This is a genomic window from Thermus antranikianii DSM 12462 (assembly GCF_000423905.1).
In the GTDB taxonomy this organism is placed as follows: Bacteria; Deinococcota; Deinococci; order Deinococcales; family Thermaceae; genus Thermus; species Thermus antranikianii.
Window position 1 is genome coordinate 70126 of record NZ_AUIW01000004.1, and the last position, 17614, is coordinate 87739.

16 protein-coding genes and 2 pseudogenes are annotated in these 17614 nt (G+C 63.7%); 8 read left to right on the plus strand and 10 right to left on the minus strand.

Features of this window, described 5'->3' with window-relative positions; all coding sequences use genetic code 11:
- Nucleotides 1-8 precede the first annotated feature (8 nt).
- The 5 genes from moaC to G584_RS0105070 all read right to left on the minus strand — a co-directional run bounded on the left by moaC (nt 9) and on the right by G584_RS0105070 (nt 4718).
- Nucleotides 9-488, minus strand: coding sequence for a cyclic pyranopterin monophosphate synthase MoaC (moaC, locus tag G584_RS0105050; protein ID WP_028493639.1), 480 nt, complete (start codon nt 486-488; stop codon nt 9-11).
- A gap of 26 nt (nt 489-514) precedes the next feature.
- A complete protein-coding gene (locus G584_RS0105055) occupies nt 515-2014 on the minus strand; it encodes a TRAP transporter large permease (RefSeq protein WP_028493640.1) in 1500 nt (499 codons plus the stop codon).
- Nucleotides 2011-2550 (minus strand): TRAP transporter small permease subunit, encoded by a 540-nt coding sequence (locus tag G584_RS0105060; RefSeq protein ID WP_028493641.1) that lies wholly within the window; start codon nt 2548-2550, stop codon nt 2011-2013. Before G584_RS0105060 ends, G584_RS0105055 begins: the two co-directional genes overlap by 4 nt.
- Nucleotides 2551-2665: 115 nt before the next feature.
- On the minus strand, nt 2666-3874 hold the full coding sequence (locus tag G584_RS0105065) for an MFS transporter (RefSeq protein WP_028493642.1): 1209 nt from the start codon (nt 3872-3874) through the stop codon (nt 2666-2668).
- Between the two features lie 10 nt (nt 3875-3884).
- On the minus strand, nt 3885-4718 hold the full coding sequence (locus tag G584_RS0105070; protein ID WP_028493643.1) for a universal stress protein: 834 nt from the start codon (nt 4716-4718) through the stop codon (nt 3885-3887).
- Nucleotides 4719-4750: 32 nt separating this feature from the next.
- On the opposite strand from G584_RS0105070, the gene folP reads away from it, so the two are divergent.
- The 3 genes from folP (at nt 4751) to G584_RS0105085 (ending at nt 6654) form a co-directional block, all read left to right on the plus strand.
- Nucleotides 4751-5569: a dihydropteroate synthase gene (gene folP, locus G584_RS0105075; protein WP_028493644.1), complete on the plus strand. Its 819-nt coding sequence runs from the start codon at nt 4751-4753 to the stop codon at nt 5567-5569.
- A gap of 2 nt (nt 5570-5571) precedes the next feature.
- Nucleotides 5572-5928 (plus strand): dihydroneopterin aldolase, encoded by a 357-nt coding sequence (folB, locus tag G584_RS0105080; protein ID WP_015715953.1) that lies wholly within the window; start codon nt 5572-5574, stop codon nt 5926-5928.
- 180 nt (nt 5929-6108) lie between these two features.
- Nucleotides 6109-6654 carry a LabA-like NYN domain-containing protein gene (locus G584_RS0105085; protein ID WP_015715952.1) on the plus strand — a complete coding sequence of 182 codons (546 nt, stop codon included), beginning with the start codon at nt 6109-6111 and terminating at the stop codon, nt 6652-6654.
- Nucleotides 6655-6662: 8 nt separating this feature from the next.
- On the opposite strand, the gene ndk is transcribed toward G584_RS0105085, so the two are convergent.
- Nucleotides 6663-7076, minus strand: a complete 414-nt coding sequence (gene ndk, locus G584_RS0105090; protein ID WP_028493645.1) for a nucleoside-diphosphate kinase — start codon at nt 7074-7076, stop codon at nt 6663-6665.
- 21 nt (nt 7077-7097) lie between these two features.
- A complete protein-coding gene (locus G584_RS0105095; protein ID WP_028493646.1) occupies nt 7098-8030 on the minus strand; it encodes a PP2C family protein-serine/threonine phosphatase in 933 nt (310 codons plus the stop codon).
- A gap of 387 nt (nt 8031-8417) precedes the next feature.
- On the opposite strand from G584_RS0105095, the gene G584_RS12645 reads away from it, so the two are divergent.
- From G584_RS12645 to G584_RS0105110, 5 genes and pseudogenes are all read left to right on the plus strand, one after another.
- On the plus strand, nt 8418-8888 hold the full coding sequence (locus tag G584_RS12645; protein ID WP_157626380.1) for a hypothetical protein: 471 nt from the start codon (nt 8418-8420) through the stop codon (nt 8886-8888).
- A gap of 118 nt (nt 8889-9006) precedes the next feature.
- Nucleotides 9007-9324 (plus strand): annotated as a pseudogene (locus G584_RS13205) (RtcB family protein); the annotation flags it as partial.
- A 33-nt stretch (nt 9325-9357) separates the two neighbouring features.
- Nucleotides 9358-9462 (plus strand): annotated as a pseudogene (locus G584_RS13210) (hypothetical protein); the annotation flags it as partial.
- A gap of 1188 nt (nt 9463-10650) precedes the next feature.
- A complete protein-coding gene (locus G584_RS13215; RefSeq protein WP_420834810.1) occupies nt 10651-11883 on the plus strand; it encodes an RtcB family protein in 1233 nt (410 codons plus the stop codon).
- 41 nt (nt 11884-11924) lie between these two features.
- Nucleotides 11925-13394, plus strand: coding sequence for a phosphodiester glycosidase family protein (locus G584_RS0105110; RefSeq protein WP_028493648.1), 1470 nt, complete (start codon nt 11925-11927; stop codon nt 13392-13394).
- Nucleotides 13395-13523: 129 nt separating this feature from the next.
- Here the strand turns inward: G584_RS0105110 and pyk are convergent, their stop codons facing one another.
- From pyk to dnaN, 3 genes are read right to left on the minus strand one after another with little or no spacing between them, the layout of a single operon-like run.
- Nucleotides 13524-14948 carry a pyruvate kinase gene (pyk, locus tag G584_RS0105115; protein ID WP_028493649.1) on the minus strand — a complete coding sequence of 475 codons (1425 nt, stop codon included), beginning with the start codon at nt 14946-14948 and terminating at the stop codon, nt 13524-13526.
- Nucleotides 14935-16203, minus strand: a complete 1269-nt coding sequence (eno, locus tag G584_RS0105120; RefSeq protein ID WP_028493650.1) for a phosphopyruvate hydratase — start codon at nt 16201-16203, stop codon at nt 14935-14937. The genes pyk and eno overlap by 14 nt, the downstream gene beginning before the upstream one ends.
- A gap of 53 nt (nt 16204-16256) precedes the next feature.
- On the minus strand, nt 16257-17405 hold the full coding sequence (gene dnaN / locus G584_RS0105125; RefSeq protein WP_028493651.1) for a DNA polymerase III subunit beta: 1149 nt from the start codon (nt 17403-17405) through the stop codon (nt 16257-16259).
- Between the last annotated feature and the right edge of the window lie 209 nt (nt 17406-17614).

Consider the following 17614-nt stretch of genomic DNA (forward strand, 5'->3'; position numbering starts at 1 on the left):
CGGAGGTATCAAGGGTCAGGGGTGCGCCGCCACTCCCCGCTCTTCCCCCCCGCCTTGTGCAAAAGCTGCACCCTCGAGATCACCAGGCCCTTGGAGGCTGCCTTCAACATGTCGTACACGGTGAGGGCCGCCACGGCGCAGGCGGTTAGGGCCTCCATCTCCACCCCGGTTTCCGCCTTGGTGCGCACCGTGGCCTCGATGCGCACCCGCCTGGCCTCCCTTTCCAGCTCCACCCTCACCTCCACCCCGGTGAGGGGCAGAGGGTGGCAAAGGGGAATGAGCTCAGAAGTCTTCTTGGCCCCCATGATGCCCGCAAGCTGGGCCACCGCGAGGGGATCCCCCTTCCCCACACCCCCCTTTTCCAGGGCGGCCAGGGCCTCTTCCGTGAGCTCCACATAGGCCTCGGCGGTGGCGGTGCGGAAGGTGGCGGACTTCTCCGTCACGTCCACCATGTGGGGCCTGCCGTCCTTAAAGTGGGTGAGGTCCATGCCTCCAGTCTAGGGCCTGGGCAGGGCTACCCGCCAAAACCCATCCCGCTCACAAAGCGCAGGATGGGATCCCGCATGAAGTAGACAAAGAGCAAGACCAGCAACTGCAACCCGATGAAGGGGATCCCGCCCAGATAGATATCCGTGGTCTTCACCTCCTTGGGGGCCACGTTCCGCAGGTAGAAGAGGGCAAAGCCAAAGGGCGGGGTGAGAAAGGAGGTCTGCAGGTTCACCCCCACCATAAGGCCGAACCAGAGCTTGTCGATGTTCAAGGCCTCGGCCCCGATGGCCAGAAGGGGCAGGGCGATGAAGGCGATCTCAAAGAAGTCGATGAAGAAGCCCAGCAGGAAGACCAACACCATCACGAAGAGGATGAAGCCCACCTCGCCGCCGGGCAAACCGGTAAGGAAACCTTCCACCCAGAGGTCCCCATCCACCCCGCGGAAGACCAGGCTGAAAAGGGTGGAGCCGATAAGGATGAAGATGACGAAGGCCGTGAGCTTGGCCGTACCCTCCATGGCCCCGTAGAGGACCTGGAAGGAAAGCCTGCGGTTCAAAGCCGCCAGGATCAAGGCCCCCACCACCCCCATGGCCCCGGCCTCCGTGGGGGTGGCCAGGCCGATGAGCACCGTACCCAGCACCAGGAAGATGAGGACCAAGGGGGGCACCATGGAAAGAAGGGCCCTTCGGAGGAGGGGATTCCTGCGGATCCAGGGAAGGAGGACCAGGGTCCAAACCCCCAAGGCCAAGACCACCTCCAGCCACTCCGCCCAGGCGGGCAGGAAGCGCCCCACCGCATAAGCCCCCACCCCCACCAGCAGATAGGAGAGAAGGGCAAAAGCCGCCTGGGCTTCCTTACCGGCGTCTGGCCGGGCTTCCGGAGGAAGGGCGGGAACCCACCTTGGGCGGAAAAGGGCCACGTAGATCACGTAAAGGAAGTAAAAGCCCACGGTAAGGGCGGAGGGAATCAAAGCGGCCTTGTACATATCCCCCACGGAAACCCCTAGCTGGTCCGACAAAACAATGAGGACCACGCTTGGGGGGATGATCTGGGCCAGGGTGGCCGAGCCCAGGATCACCCCGCTGGCAAAGCGGGGGTTATAGCCGTACTTCAGCATGATGGGCAGGGAGATAAGGCCCATGGCCATCACGCTGGCCGCCACCACCCCAGTAGTGGCGGCCAAGATGGCCCCCACGAAAACCACGCTTAAGGCCAAGCCCCCGCGAAGGGGTCCGAAGAGCTTCCCCATGGTGTCCAGGAGGTCTTCGGCCAGGCCGCTTTTCTCCAGGATGATGCCCATGAAGGTGAAGAAGGGAATGGCCAGGAGAAGCTGGTTGGACATGATGCCGAAGATGCGGTCGGGCATGGCCTTAAGGAGGGGTGCGGGGAAGATGTCCAGGGCGATGCCCAAAAAGCCGAAAACGATCCCCACCGCCCCCAAGGAGAAGGCCACGGGGTAGCCGGAAAGCAAAAAGACCACCAGGGCCAAAAACATCAGGGGAGGCATGAGGCTTTCCAGGTTCATTCCACCACCTCCCGTTCCTCCTCCGCCAGTTGCAGATGCCCCGTGAGGTAGGCGATCCGCTTGATGAGCTCGGAAATTCCTTGGAGGGTCAATAGGGCAAAGCCCAAGGGCAAGGCCAGCTTGATGGGCCAGCGGGGAAGCCCTCCCACATCGGGGGACATCTCCTTCCCCAGGAAGGAGTTCATGGCCCAGGGCCAGGAGAGGTAGATGACCCCCACCGCCATGGGCAGAAGGAAGAGCACCGTCCCCACCACGTCGATCCAGGCCTGGGCGCGCTTGGAGAAGCGACCGGAAACGAGGTCGATGCGCACGTGGGCGTTGTGCTTCAAGGCGTAGGCCCCGCCCAGGAGGAAGATGAGGCTAAACATGTACCACTGGGCCTCGAGGTAGGCGTTGGAGCTGTAGCTGAAGCCGTAGCGCATGACGGCGTTGCCCGCAGAAAGCAGGGCCACCAAAAGCACCAGCCACACGGTGATTCTGCCTATGGCCTCAGTTAGGGCATCGATGGCTTGCGAAAGACCCAAGAGAAAGCGCATTCCCAACCCCCCTTAAAAACCCGCCCCATCCTACCCAGGACAACCTGGGATGTCAACGTGGGATTGCGTCCAGAAGGGATTTTGCCTTTCCCCGGCCTCCTTCCACCCCAAGCCCTTAACGTGCCCGGCGGATCGGGGCTACCAGGAAGGCCCCCAGGAGAAAGCAGGTCCCCGCCAGTAGGAAGAGAACCAGATAACCCAGACCCTCTCCCCGGGCGTTCAGAAGGTCCAATGGCCGCCCGAAGGCTCCCGCCAGCACCTGGGGCACCACGATGGCGGTCTGCCATAAGCCCATGTCGGTGGCGTGGGCCTTGGGATCCCTCAGCACATCCGCCACCAAGGCCCAGTCCACCGCCAGGTAGACCCCGTAGAAAAGGCCAAAGAAAAGGGCCAGGAACAGCATGGCGTCATACCGGGGGAAAAGCAGGATGAAGGGCATGAGCAACCCAAGGCCCGCCCCCGAAAGGTAGATGAGGGGCTTTCGGCCCAGCCGGTCCGAGGCCTTCCCTGCGGGAACGCTGGCCAAGGCCGCCCCCAAGGAGATGAGGAGGCCCAAAAGGGCCACCGCCTGGAAGGGCTCTTTGGCAAGGGTCCGCCCGAGGGCCTGGAAAACCCGCACCACATCGGCCAGGTAGTACTGCAGGTAGGTCTGGGCCAGGTAAAAGCCCAGCATCACCAAAAAGCGGGTCAGGTAGACCAAAAGAAAGTCCCGGTCCCGCCAGGGCCCCGCCATGGCAGCGAGAAAGGGACGGGGATGGACCCCTGAGGGTCGGTCGGGGGTAACCCGGAGGCTAAGCCCAGCCCCCAGAAGGTTCAAAAAGGCCACCAGATAGGCCTGGAAGGCCAAAGGGAGAAGAAACCCCACCGCACCCCCCAGGATCTGGCCGGAAACCTGCAACACCCCCATGTACCCCGAGGCGGTGCCCCTTTCCTTTCGGGGCACCAGGTCGGGGATGAGGGCGGAGTAGGGCCCGGTGGCCAGGTCGTCCGCCACCTGCAGGAGGAGGTAGGCCACCAGGAGCCAGAGGTAGCTTGGGGCATGCGCCAAAAGGAGGAGGGCTATGACGGTGAGGAGGCTACCCGCGAGGAGGAAGGGCTTTCTCCTGCCCAGGCGGTCCGAGAAGTAGCCCATGATGGGGGGTCCAAGAATGGCCATCACCGCCCCCAGGCCGAAGAGGAAGCCGAGGCGGCTGGCCTTCTCCTCGGGAGGGGAAAGCTCCGCCACCTTGGCGGGCAGGATCACCAGAAGGACCAGGAACCACTTGAAGCTGGTGGCGAACCAGTAGGCGGAAAGGGAAAGGTACCAGCCGGGCCCGTGGCGCATGGGCCTTACCTTACCAGACCGTGGCCTCGGGAACCACCAGGAGGGGCAGGGAGCTCCGGTGGGAAAGCACCTCCACCATGCGCCCAAGCCGGTGGCGCCAGGTGCTCTTGGCCTTGGAACCCAGGACCAGGAGGTCCGCCTCCCGGACCTTGGCCAAGCGCAAAAGGTCCAGCTCCTCCTCCCCCTTGGACACCTCCACCACCCCGGTGGCCTTGAGGAGGCTTTCCAGATGGGCTTTGGCCTGGGCTAGAACATCCGCTAGCCCCAAGGTTTCAGGATCCAAGTAGGTGGGGAAGCAACACCCTCCTTGCCCGCTCACCAGGTGCAGGCCGAAGACCTCAGCCCCCAAGGCCCTTCCCCAAGCCTCCGCCACCCGGAAGGCGCTCAGGCTTGCCGGGCTATCGTCCAGCCCCACGGCGATGCGGCGCACCCCCCTGAGGGCCCTGGGGAGCAGCAAAACCGGAACCTCCCCTCGGTGCAGGAGATAGCGGGCGAGCCCACCCCAGGCCAGGACCTCGAGGCCATCCGTGCCCCGCTGTCCCAAAAGGACCAGGCGGCTTCGCAAGGCCTCCCCAGCCACCACCTGGGCAGGGAAACCCCGGAGCACCCGGGCCCTGAGCCCGGTATCCGCCAGGGTTTTTTGCACCTCCTTCTCCACCCGCCTAAGGGTTTCCTCCAGCCCCGGCCTAAGATGGGGAAAGCGGCGGCCAAGGGCCTCAAAGTACGGGGTGGGCACCACGTGGATAAGCTCCGCCGGGATGCCAAGCCCCTCCTGAAGGAAGCGGGCGCTTTCCACCACCGACTCCAAGCCCTCCCCCAGGTCCACCGCAGCCAACAGGCGCATGCTTTACCCCCTGGCCCCAATATAATCCTTGCGTGCTCTGGCTTCGCGACCGCACCCTGGACCTCTCCCGCCCCCGGATCATGGGAATCCTCAACCTCACCCCCGATTCCTTTTCCGATGGCGGCCTCTACCTGGACCCGGAAAGGGCCCTGGAAAGGGCCAAGACCCTGGTGGCCGAGGGCGCGGATCTTCTGGACCTGGGGGCTGAATCCACCCGCCCCGGGGCGGAGCCCGTGTCCGTGGAGGAGGAGAAGAAAAGGCTTCTCCCTGCCCTCGAGGCCATCCTGGAACTGGGGGTGCCGGTGAGCGTGGACACCCGCAAGCCCGAGGTAGCGGCGGAAGCCCTGAAGCTGGGAGCGCACCTCATCAACGACGTGACGGGCCTTCGGGACGAGCGCATGGTGGCCCTCTGCGCCCGGTATGGGGTGGCGGCGGTGGTCATGCACATGCCCGTGCCGGATCCCCAGACCATGATGGCCCACGCCCGCTACGGGGACGTGGTGGCCGAGGTGAAGGCCTTCCTCAAGGCCCAGGCGGAAAGAGCCCTGAAGGCTGGGGTGCCCCAGGTGGTCCTGGACCCGGGATTCGGCTTCGGAAAACTTCTGGAACACAACCTGACCCTCCTCAAACGCCTAGAAGAGATCGTGGCCCTGGGCCACCCCGTCTTGGTGGGGCTTTCCCGGAAGCGCTCCATCGGGGAGCTCACGGGGGTGGAGGAACCGGCAAAAAGGGTCCTTGGCTCCGTGGCCGCCCACCTTTTCGCCGTCATGAAGGGGGCCAGGATCCTTCGCGTCCACGACGTGGCCGCCCACCGGGAGGCCCTTGCGGTGTGGAACGCCCTTTGGGGATAGATATGGGGGAGATCGCCCTTTTGGGTCTGGAGTTCTACGGCCGCCATGGGGTAAGGCCCGAGGAAGGCCGGCTTGGAGCCCGGTTTGTGGTGGACCTCTGGCTTAAGGTGCCCTTTGAGGGCAAGGGGGACAGGCTGGAGGAAACCGTGGACTACGCCGCCGTCTACGCCCTGGTGGAGGAGGTGGTGCGCCACCGCCGCTTCTACTTGATCGAGGCCCTGGCCGACCACCTGGCGGAGGCCCTCCTGCAAGCTTTCCCTCGCCTCGAGGGGGTGCGGGTGCGGGTGCACAAGCCCCACGCCCCCATCCCAGGAGTCTTTCGCGACGTGTACGCGGAAACCGAAAAAACGCGCTCCTAGAAACCGTTTCGACCACTCATCTTGCGCTCATGGGAAAACCGTGGTAGGATAGCCCCGCCCAAAAGGGCTACGTGAAGAAGACCTATCCCTTCCCCCACTGCTCCCTAGGGAGCGGTGGGTTATAAACATTCTCACCCCCTTGGGCTAAACTGAAGGAGCCCGGCAAGGGGCGGGTCTATTATGGAAAGGGTAGCGATATTCATTGACGGCTCCAACCTGTACAAGGGGTTGGTGCAGCACCTGGGGCCGGATTATCGGCTTAACTTCGTGGAGTTTATCAGCCTTCTCACCGCCGGGCGCAGGCTTTTGCGCGCCTACTACTACAACGCCCCCCTTCCTCCGGAAGACCCCGCCGCCAAGGCCCACCAGAGCTTTCTCAACTACCTGAAGCGGGTACCCTATGTGGCCGTGCGCCTGGGAAGGCTGGAAAGGCGGGCGGATGGCTTCGTGGAAAAGGGGGTGGACATCCAGATCGCCATAGACATCCTGCGCCTGGCCTATGCCGACGCCTATGACGTGGCGGTGCTGGTCTCCGGGGATGGGGACTTCGCCGAGGTGGTCAAGGTGGTCCAGGACATGGGCAAGCAGGTGGAGAACACCACCTTCCACGCCCTTTCCTCCCACCGCCTGGCCCAACAAGCGGACCGCTTTTATCCCCTGGACGACTTCCCCTGGGAGCGCCTCCGGGCGCAGAGCCTGCCCCAGGCCCCCGAAAGCGGCGAGTAAACCCCAGCCTAGAGGAGTTCTTCGGGGCGAAAGAAAAGGGCGATCTCCCGGCTGGCATCCTCGGGGCTCGCCGAGCCGTGGATCACGTTCTCGTCGATGGTGGTGGCGAAATCCCCCCGGATGGTGCCGGGAAGGGCATCCTTGGGGTGGGTGGCCCCCATCATCTTCCGCACCTCGGCCACCACGTTTGGCCCCTCCAGCACCATGGCCACCACCGGACCCGAGGTGATGAAACGCACCAGGCTGGGGAAGAAGGGTTTCTCCCGGTGCTCGGCGTAATGCCTTTCCGCAAGCTCCTGGGTGATCTGTAAAAGCTTAAGCCCCACGATACGAAAACCCTTCCGCTCAAAACGGGCAAGGATCTCCCCCACCAAACCCCTTCGCACGCCGTCAGGTTTCACCATGACAAAGGTACGCTCCATACCCTTAGGAGTCTAACAGGCCTAGGGTCTTTTGAAGTAGCCCAGCAGGATGTAGGCCACCACCACCACCCAAAGGAGCACCAAAAGGGCATCCCGCCAGGTCAAGCGAACCCTGGGGCGCTCAGGTTCCAGGACCTGAGTGGGCAGTTCCTTGGGCTCTTCCCCCAGCTTTAGGCGCACCGGGGCTCCCCCAGCCGCCTCGAGGGGCAGGGCATAGGGACGGGTACCCTGGGGGAGCTCCTCGGGCACCCGCACCACGATGGCGCTCACGTTATCGGGCCCTCCCCACTCGTTGGCCAAGGCCACCAGGCGCCTGGCCGCCTCCTCCGGGGGAAAGCTCTTCAGAACTTCCCCCAGGGTGCGGTCCTCCAACACCCCGGAAAGGCCATCACTGCACAGCAAAAATACGTCACCGGGCTCCAACTTGAGCCCCAAGAGGTCCACCCGGGCCTGGGGAAAGGAGCCCAAAGCGTTGGTGATCACGTTGCGCCAGCGGTGAATCTTGGCCTCCTCGGGGCTCAAAAGGCCCTGGCGCACCCTTTCCGCCACCCAGGAGTGATCCTCGGTGAGGAGGGTAAGCTCCCCTTTCCTGAGGAGGTAGGCCCTGGAGTCCCCCACATGGGCGATCAAGGCATAGGGCAGATCCAAAAGGAGGCAGGTGGCGGTGGTGCCCATACCCCGGTTCTCGGGGCGTTGCGCCTCCTGGTAAATGCGCTCGTTGGCCTTTTCAAAGGCTTGAAGCAGGGCCCTGGGGCTTGGGTCCACAGTGCGCAGGTTCTCCAGGATCATCTCCACGGCCAGCCTGGCCGCCACCTCTCCTGTGCGATGCCCCCCCATCCCATCCGCCACCACGAAAACCCCTCCCCACGGGGTCAGGGCATGGCCCACGGCGTCCTCATTTTTGGGCCGCTTGAGGCCGGGGTGGGTTTCCAGGGCAAAGGCCAGGCCGGACACGGGGGGATTTTACCGCCTTTCGCCCGTGGACAACAGGAGGCGGCCGCGCTATGCTGAAGAAAAGGGAGAAAGGAGGTAAATATGGCACGGGGCTGGCTTCTTTTTGCGGGTGCGCTCCTGGGTCTATTGGGAGCTTGCGCCCCTAGGCTGGTCCTCGAACCCCAAGTACCCCTGCCCCAGGTAGAGATGGGGAAAGGACCGCTTCCGGTTCCCCAATGGGTTCTCCCTGGAAACCCCTTGCCCCATGTGGATGACTTCGAGTCCTATCCGCTGGGCGCAGTCCTAACCACGATAGCCCCCAAGCGGTATGGTCTGCTTGGGAAAGAAGCCCGCTTCACCATCACGGAAGCCCTGAACCCTCAGAACGCGGTAACCCGAGCCGTCCGCTTGGCGCGTTTTGATGGCGCCCTTCTCACAACAGGGGCGGGGGATTGGACCAACTACCGGGTCCGCGTGGACGTCAAGTCCCTGGGAAATCCCTATTGGGGCTCTGCTGGCCTTCTTCTCCGGGTGTTTCTGGATCCTGCGGGAACCCGCGCCTTGGAGTTCTATTTCGGCCTGGAGGGCATAGAGCTCACCAAGGTCCTCGGGGAACAGCGGCAGGTGGTGGCAAAAAGGCCGGAACTGAGGGAAACAGGGCGGGGATTCATCATGGACAAGATGTGGCATCGCCTTCAGGTCGTCGCCCGGAACACGGGGGAGGTTCGGTTCAGCATGGACGGAGGGGAACTCCTCTCCTGGCAAGACCCCGACTTCCGCCAAGGGGGGTTGGGAGTCGGCGTTCACGATCCCGATCTGGTCTTTCACCTGGATAACCTGGAGGTTACCCCTCTCTCTGAACCCTCCAAGGCCCCTTAGGTCCGCATAGCCTTGACGCATACCGTATACCGCGGTACCGTAAAGGTAGCCCGGGCCCGAAAGCCCGGCCTTTTGCTTTGGGTTGCTTGGCCCGGAGGGCCAACACATGGAGGGCGCCATGCGCTTTGAGAAAATCGCCCCCTACACCTACCGCATCCCCCGCCAGGGGAAGATGCGGGTGGATGCGATTTTCTTCGCCTCGGAGGAGATTTTGAAGGACCTCGAGGGGGAAAACTACGCTTCCCTGCAGCAGCTCATGAACGTGGCCACCCTGCCGGGGATCGTGGAACCCGCCCTGGCCATGCCCGACATCCACTGGGGCTACGGCTTCCCCATCGGGGGGGTGGCGGCCTTCGACCCCGAGGAAGGGGGGGTGGTGAGCCCGGGAGGGGTGGGTTTTGACATCAACTGCCTTCCTGCCGGCACCCGTGTACTCTTCCATGACCGCTACACCCGCCCTATAGAGGAGGTGGCGAGGGAACAAGAACCCCTCCTCACCGTATGGCGGCTTGGGGAAAAACCTGAGGCAGGAAAAGCCTTCCTCCTCCTCTCCCGAGAAGCGGAAACGCTGGTGCGCCTCCGCACCGAGGGAGGGTTCATCCTGGAGGCCACCCCCGATCATCCCGTCTACACCCCCTCGGGAATGCGTCCCATAGGTACCCTGAAAAAGGGAGACCAGGTGGCCGTCCACCCCTTCCAGGGCTTTCCCCACGAACCCCCTCCATCCCTGATCCTTCTCAGCGAGGAAAGGGCCCAAGCCCTAGGCCTTGCCCTGGGGTTCCCGCGGGCGGCAGACGTGCTGAAAGAGAAGGGGCTCCTTCCCCTGCAGGCGGACCACCCTCTCTTGCCAGCTATCCTACGCCTTTTGGGCTACGCCTTGGGGGATGGAACCCTTTACCGGTCCCAGGGCAGGGGGTACCTGGTGCTCTATGGGGACGAAGAAGGACTCCTAGAAGCCAAGGAGGACCTTAAGCGTCTGGGCTTCCAGGCTGGGGGCCCTTACGTTCGGGTACGAAACCACAGCTTCCGAGGACGGACCTTCACCTACCGAGAGGCTAGCCTTAAGGCCTCCTCCCGGGCTTTGTTCCTCCTTCTCCACGCCTTAGGCCTTCCCGAGGGTCCCAAGGCGCAAACGGCTTTTGCCTTACCTCATTGGCTCTTCTCCCTTCCCCCTTGGCTTAAAGCCAACTTTTTAGCAGGGCTATTCGGAGCGGAGCTCTCCGCTCCGAAGTGGGTAAGCGGACATGGGTACAACCTCGCTCCTCCCGTGCTCTCCCAGTCCAAGCGGAAAAGCCTTTTGGGGATTGGCCGAACCTTTATGGAAGACCTGGCCCGCTTAATGGAAAGCCTGGGCCTGGAAGTTCAGTCCCTACGTGAGGAAGTGGATTGGGAAGAACCCGCTGATCCTTCCCACCGCTTCAAACTGATCCTCCGGAGTACACCGGAAAACCTCAGCCTCCTTTACGAGAGGGTGGGCTATGCCTACGCTCCCCAAAAAGCCTGGCTAGCCCAGGTGGCCGCTTTCTACCTGCGCCTGAAAAAGGCCCACTTAGAAGCTCGGGAAACCCAGGCCGAGGAGGTCTTGGCCCTACGGCAGGCAGGCCTGGGACCAAAACGCATCGCCGCCACCCTAGGCCTCCCTCGGCGCTTCGTGGAGCGTACCCTTTACGAGAAGCGAGGTGGATTCCGCCCCTGGGGATTTCCCACCTTCCCTGAGTTCCTCCAAAGGGCCGGCCCCATGCTTTTTGACAGGGTGGTGGCTATGGAAACCGTTCCCCACAGGGGAAGGGTTTACGACCTCTCCATGGCTCATGAGGGACACAACTTTGTGGCCGAAGGGTTTGTGGTCTCCAACTGCGGGGTACGCCTCCTGGCCTCTGCCCTCACCCTAGAAGACCTCCTCCCCCGCCAACGGGAGCTGGCCGATACCCTCTACCGCCTCATCCCCTCGGGGGTGGGAAGCGAGCGCAAGGACGTGCGCTTCAGCAAGAAGGAGCTTAAGGAAATCCTCAAGGAGGGAGCTGGCTGGCTCATCCGCCGGGGCTTCGGCTACCCGGAGGACCTCCACTTCATCGAGTCGGAAGGCCGCCTCCCCTGGGCCAACCCCGACAAGGTCTCGGAAAGGGCCTTCGAACGGGGGGCTCCCCAGATCGGCACCCTGGGAAGCGGGAACCACTTCCTCGAGGTCCAGTACGTGGACCAGATCTACGACGAGGAAGCCGCCGAAGCCTTCGGCCTCTTTCCCAACCAGATCACCGTCCTCATCCACACGGGAAGCCGGGGCCTCGGCCACCAGGTCTGCCAGGACTATGTGGAAAGATTCCTCAAGGTGGCCCCCCGCTACGGCATAGAGCTGGTGGACAAGCAGCTGGCGGCAGCCCCCATCCAGAGCCCGGAGGGCCAGGACTACCTCCAGGCCATGGCCGCCGCCGCCAACTTCGCCTTCGCCAACCGGCAGCTCATCGCCCACTTCGTGCGGGAGGCCTTCGAGGCGGTGGGCTTCCCACCCAGGGAGCATGGCCTAAGGGTCCTCTACGACCTGGCCCACAACAACGCCAAGTTTGAGGAGCACGGGGGAAAAAGGGTCCTGGTACACCGCAAAGGGGCCACCCGGGCCTTCGGCCCCGGAAACTCCGAGATCCCCCTGGAGTACCGGCATGTGGGCCAGCCCGTGCTGGTGCCCGGGGACATGGGCCGCTACTCTTATGTGCTTTCTGGAACGGAAAAGGCCATGGCGGTATCCTTCGGCTCCAGCTGCCACGGGGCCGGACGCAAGATGAGCCGCCACCAGGCCAAGCGGGTGGCCCGGGAGCGCAACCTGATCAAGGAACTGGCGGAAAGGGGCATCCTGGTGCGGGCGGCCACCAAGGCCACTGTGGACGAGGAGATGCCCGAGGCCTACAAGGATGTTTCCGTGGTGGTGGAGGCGGTCCAGGGAGCGGGGATCGGCAAAAAGGTGGCCCGCTTAAGGCCCCTCATCGTGGTGAAGGGATAAACTCTAAGCGCTTTCTCACCGCCATCTGCTCCCATGGAGGGATGAGGCTCCTAGCCCTCCTCCTTTTCCTCCCCTGCTCCCTGGCCCAGACCCTGCTTCCCGCCAGCACCTTCGGCCTTTCCTTTCGGGAGGAGGCTTCGGCCTGGATTTACGAGGGGGAGGGGGTGCGCTTCGTCTACGTGCCGGGGGTGGGCTGGGCGGAGCCTTTGGACCCCACTCTTCCCCCACCCGATGGCGAAAGAATTCCCCTCGAGGCCCTGAAAGCCCTGGGCTACTTCCGCACCCCGGAGGCCGGGGTACGCCACGGCACCCAAGGACGGGCTCTCCGCTTGGTGCTGGACCTCCCCGGGCCCGAACCTGCACCCAAGCCCCCCTCGGAGGGCCAGGCTCCAGGAAGCCTTTCCCTCCTTCTCCCCTACCTGGCCCCGGGTATGACCCAGGTTCCCTGGCCCAAGGGCATGGAGGCCCGGGTGCGCCTCTTGCCAGGGGGCACAGAGCTCAGCCTGAGCTTCCCGGGAAAGCTTCTTCGCTACCGCCTCTTTCCCCTGAAGGACCCCGCGCGCCTGGTCCTGGATCTCTATGCCCTCGAGGCCGAGGTGGAGGAACCCCTGGCCCCAGGGATCCGCTACCGGGAAACCTGGGCCTTTACCCCAGAGCCCCTAAGGCTTTACCTGGTGGAGGCGGAGAAGGGCAGGCTGGTTCCTGTGGGCAAGCCCGGAGTCCGGGCCCTACCCAAGGACCTTGCCCCACACGCCCTGGCGGTGCTGAACGGGGGGTACTTTGACCCCAAAACCGCCACCCCCATCGGCCTCTGGGTCCAGGACGGGGTTACGGTTTCCTATCCCAGCGGCCGCACGGCTCTCTTATGGGATGGATTCAGCTTCTTCCTAGGGGTTCCCCGGTTTGAGGCAATGGTCCAGGGTCCTTCCGGAGAGCGGGTGCGGGTGGGCATCAACACCTCCCGGGCCCGCTACACCGCCCACACGGTCCCGGGACCCGTGGGCAAGCCTGGGGAGGAGGTGGCCTTGGTGATGGGGAGCCGGGTGCAGGCCATCCTCCCCGCTCCCCAGGAACTCCCTCCTGGGACCTGGGCCCTTACCTTTCCTAAAGGAGCCCCTCCCTTTCCCTTAAAGCCCGGGGACACCCTAAGCCTCTACGGGCGCCTGGACCCCCCTTTCCGCTACGCCCTGGAAGCAGGCCCCCTCTTGGTCCAGGAAGGCCAGTACGCCTTTGACCCCAGCCGGGAGAACTTCCGCGACCTAAGGCCCCTCCAGGCCATAACCCCCCAGGCGGCCGTGGCCTGGACCCGGGAGGGAAAGCTTTGGCTTTTGGTTTCCGAGCCCACCACCCCGGGGGTCCTGGCCCGGGCCCTCCTCACCTTGGGGGCGTGGAACGCCCTAAGGATGGACGGGGGTGGATCCGCCCAGCTCTGGGTCAAGGGGAGGCTACGGAACCCTTACCAGGGCTCTCCCAGACCTGTGGTTAGCGCCTTGGCCCTCTACGCCCCCTGAGGGCGCCTCCCCCCAACGGGAAGCGGGAAGTTAATCCCACATCCCGACTTCTTCGGTTGCTCTGGAGAGTACGCCTGCAACAAAGCCCTTCCGGGGTCCCCACCCCGGCAAGGCCAGGGTGGGGTGATGCTAGCTCACCCGCTCCACCCGGATGAGGTTGGTGGTCCCCCGCACCCCAAAGGGCACACCGGCGGCGATCACCACCCTCTCCCCCACCTGGGCTAGCCCACAAGCCTTCACCTTCTCCAGGGCGATGCGCACCATGTCGTCGGTGTCCTGAGGATCGGGGGCCAGATGGGGCAGAACACCCCAGACCAAGGCCAGCTGCCGCTCCACCTCGGGGTTCGGGGTGAGGGCCAGGACAGGCACCCTGGGCCGCGTGCGGGCAATGCGCCTGGCGGAGCTTCCCGTGGCGGTGAAGACCACGATGGCCTTGGCTTCCACCGCCTCCACAATGTCGTCTGCCGCCTGGGCGATGGCGTCCTGGGTGGTGGGGGTAGGGGCCGGGCGGAGGACGTTGAGCTTTTGCAAGAACTCGGGGGAGGACTCCACCACCCGGGCGATCCTGGCCATGGTGGCCACCGCCTCCACCGGGTAGGCCCCGGCGGCGGTTTCCGCGGAGAGCATCACGGCGTCCGTGCCGTCGAAGATGGCGTTGGCCACATCCGAGGCCTCCGCCCGGGTGGGGCTGGGGTTCTGCACCATGGACTCCAGCATCTGGGTGGCAGTGACCACTGGCTTGCCAGCAGCTATGGCCCTGAGGATAAGGCGCTTTTGCACGATGGGAACCTCCTCCAGGGGCATCTCCACCCCTAGGTCCCCGCGGGCCACCATGATTCCGTCGGCCTCCTCGAGGATCTCCTCAAAACGGTGGACGGCGGAGGGCTTTTCTATCTTGGCCATGAGCCGGGCCCGGGAACCATGCCGGGCCAAGTAGTGCCGGGCCAAGAGCAGGTCATCCCGGCTGCGCACGAAGGACACTGCCACCCAGTCCACCCCGAGCTCCGCTCCCAGGGCCAGGTCCTGAATGTCCTTTTCCGAAAGGGAAGGGATGGAAAGATCCGAGCCCGGGACGTTGATCCCCTTGGTGTCGGAAAGAACCCCTCCCACCTCTACCACGGTGTGGATCTCATCCCCCTGGACCCTCTCCACCCGAAGGCGCAGGCGGCCATCGTCCAAAAGGAGCAGCTGCCCAGGAGCCACATCCTCAGGAAGACCCTTGTAGGTGATGGAAACCCGGGTCTCGTCCCCCTCCACGGGAGCCCGGGTGAGGATGAAGGGCTGGCCCACCTTGAGCTCTACCCGCCCCCCCTTGAAGCGACCGATGCGGATCTTGGGGCCCTGGAGGTCCTGAAGGATGGCCAGGGTCTTGCCCAGCTCCTTCTCCACCTCCCGCACCCAGGCCACCCGTTTCCGGTGCTCCTCGTGGGTGCCGTGGCTAAAGTTCAGGCGAAAGACATCCGCCCCTGCCTCTGCCATGGCCCGGATGGCCTCCTTAGAGTCCGAAGCGGGCCCCAGGGTGGCCACGATCTTGGTGCGCTTAAAAGGCCTCATATCCTAGAAAGCGCGCCGCACGCCCCAGCTCCTCCTCAATGCGCAGGAGCTGGTTGTACTTGGAAAGGCGATCCGAACGGGAGAGGGAACCCGTTTTGATCTGACCGGCGTTCACCGCCACCGCAAGATCGGCGATGAAGCTGTCCTCGGTTTCCCCGGAGCGATGGCTGATCACCGCCCGGTAACCGGAGCGCTGGGCCAAGCGGATGGCCTCGAGGGTTTCGGAAAGGGTGCCGATCTGGTTCACCTTCACCAGGATGGCGTTGGCCACACCCAGCTCGATCCCTTGGCGAAGCCTGTCCGGGTTGGTGACGAAAAGATCATCCCCCACCAGCTGGACCTTGCCACCCAGGCGCTCGGTGAGAAGCCGCCAGCCCTCCCAGTCGTCCTCGGCTAAGCCATCCTCAATGGAGCGGATGGGGTACCTCTCCACCCACGTGGCCCAGAACTCCACCATTTCCTCCGAGGAGAGGACCCGCCCTTCCCCCTCTAGATGGTACCTACCATTCCGATAAAGCTCGCTGGCCGCAGGATCCAAGGCTAAGGAAACCTCCTTCCCCGGGGTGTACCCCGCCCGCTCGATGGCCAAAAGAAGAAGCTCTATGGCCTCCTCGTTGCTCCTGAGGTCCGGGGCGAACCCCCCCTCGTCCCCCACGTTGGTGCTGTACCCCTTCTCCTTCAGCACTCCCCTCAGAGCGTGAAACACCTCGGCCCCCACCCGCAAGGCCTCGGAAAAGCTTTCCACCCCTGCGGGAACCAGCATGAACTCCTGGAAATCCACCCGGTTGTCGGCGTGTTTTCCGCCGTTAATCACATTCATAAGGGGAACGGGCAGGACGCTGGCTTGGATCCCACCCAAATACCGGTATAAAGGCAGACCCAAGGCCTCGGCCGCCGCTCGAGCCGTGGCCAGGGAGACTGCCAGGATGGCATTGGCCCCCAGGTTGGACTTGTTGGGGGTGCCGTCCAGCTCCAACATGGCCCGATCCACCCCCTCCTGGTCCAGGGCATCCCGGCCGATAAGCTCCGGGGCGATGCGTTCCAGGATGTTGGCCACTGCTCGGCGCACCCCTTTCCCCAGGTAGCGCCTGTCCCCATCCCGTAGCTCCAAGGCCTCATGAGTGCCCGTGGAAGCTCCAGAGGGCACCATGGCCCTTCCCCTCGCACCTCCTTCCAGTTCCACCTCGGCCTCTACCGTGGGAAAGCCCCTAGAGTCTAAAACCTCCCTGGCTTTCACGTTCACAATCGTGGTCATGGACTCCTCCCCTAACCGTTTATGGAAGCGCTTCCTGCCTCCCGGATACAAGTTTACACCCGCAGGGGCACCACCACTGCCTGGTACCCCTCTGTAGGGGAAGCCTCCGCTGGGCGCACCAGGCTAGGGCTGGTGGATCCGGACAACAACAACACCGCCTGGCCAGAAAGGGGGGAAAGGGCCTCCAAAAGATAGCGGGCGTTGTAGGCCACCGTTAGAGGCGTGCCCTCGAGGTGTACGGGAACCTCTTCCTGGCCCTTGCCGTAATCCCCCTCAGCGGAGAGCAACACCCGCCCCTCCTCAAAGAGGAGGTCCACGCGATGGTTCTGGCGGTCCGAAAGCACGCTCACCCGACGTAGGGCCTCGCGGAAGGCCTCCACCTCGAAGGCCGCCTTTAGGGGAAACTCCTTGGGGATCACCCGCTCATAGTCTGGGAACTCCCCTTCCATAAGCCGAATGGCCATGCGCAGTTGTCCCTTACCGGCGGTGCCAGCGCCCTGCGAACCGTTGGTGGCCAGGCCCAAAACCCCGGGGCCCAGGGCCAGGGCCACTTCCCCTTCGCCTATGCCCTTCAGAACCCTTACCATCTCATCCACACTCCGGGCGGGCACCACCACCTTCTTGACAAAGGGCTGGGGCTTGGGAAGTCCGTAAAGGGCCAGACGGTACCCGTCGGAGGCCACGGAGCGCAGTCCCCTTTCGGAAAACTCCAGCTGGACGCCCCGAAAGATCGCCCGGTACTCCTCGTTGCTGGCCGCGTAGCGCACATGGGAAAGCGCTTTTAGAAGCTCCTCCACGGGCAGAAGGGTCTGGAGGGAATAGGGCTCCGCGGGACCTTCTGGGCTGGGGAAGAATAACTCCGGATAACCCTCATCAGGGGCAAGGCTCAGCCGGGTACTGAAGGAACCTGAAGAAAGGGAAAGCTCTGCACCGAAGTCCAGTTCTACCTGATCCCCAGGAAGGCTACGCACCAGCTGGAAAAAAGGCTGGGCGGGAACCAGAAAACGCCCTTCTCCCTCCGTGGGAAGTTCCAGGCGTACTTCCAGGTCCACCTCGCCGTTGGTTCCGAACAAAACTAGGGCATCCGGTAAAAGGGACAGGCCCAAATAAGTGAAAAGGGGATTGGAGCTTCGCGTGGGGATGACCCGCTCCAACAAGGCCACATGCTCGGTAAGCAGGGTTTTTGGAACTCTCACCTTCACGGGATTTGCCTCCTCCTTACTGCTCTTACTACGGACTTCTTAAAGATCTTAAAGGGATAGTAGCCGTAGTAGTAGGGGCTGTGGATTTGTGGATAAGGGGTAGGAAATGCCGCGTGGGAGCCAAAAGGGCTTGTGGAAAACTCCTGTGGATAACCTGCCTCCAGCTGTGGATAAGCTGTGGATAACCGCCCGGTTATCCACAAGCTCGA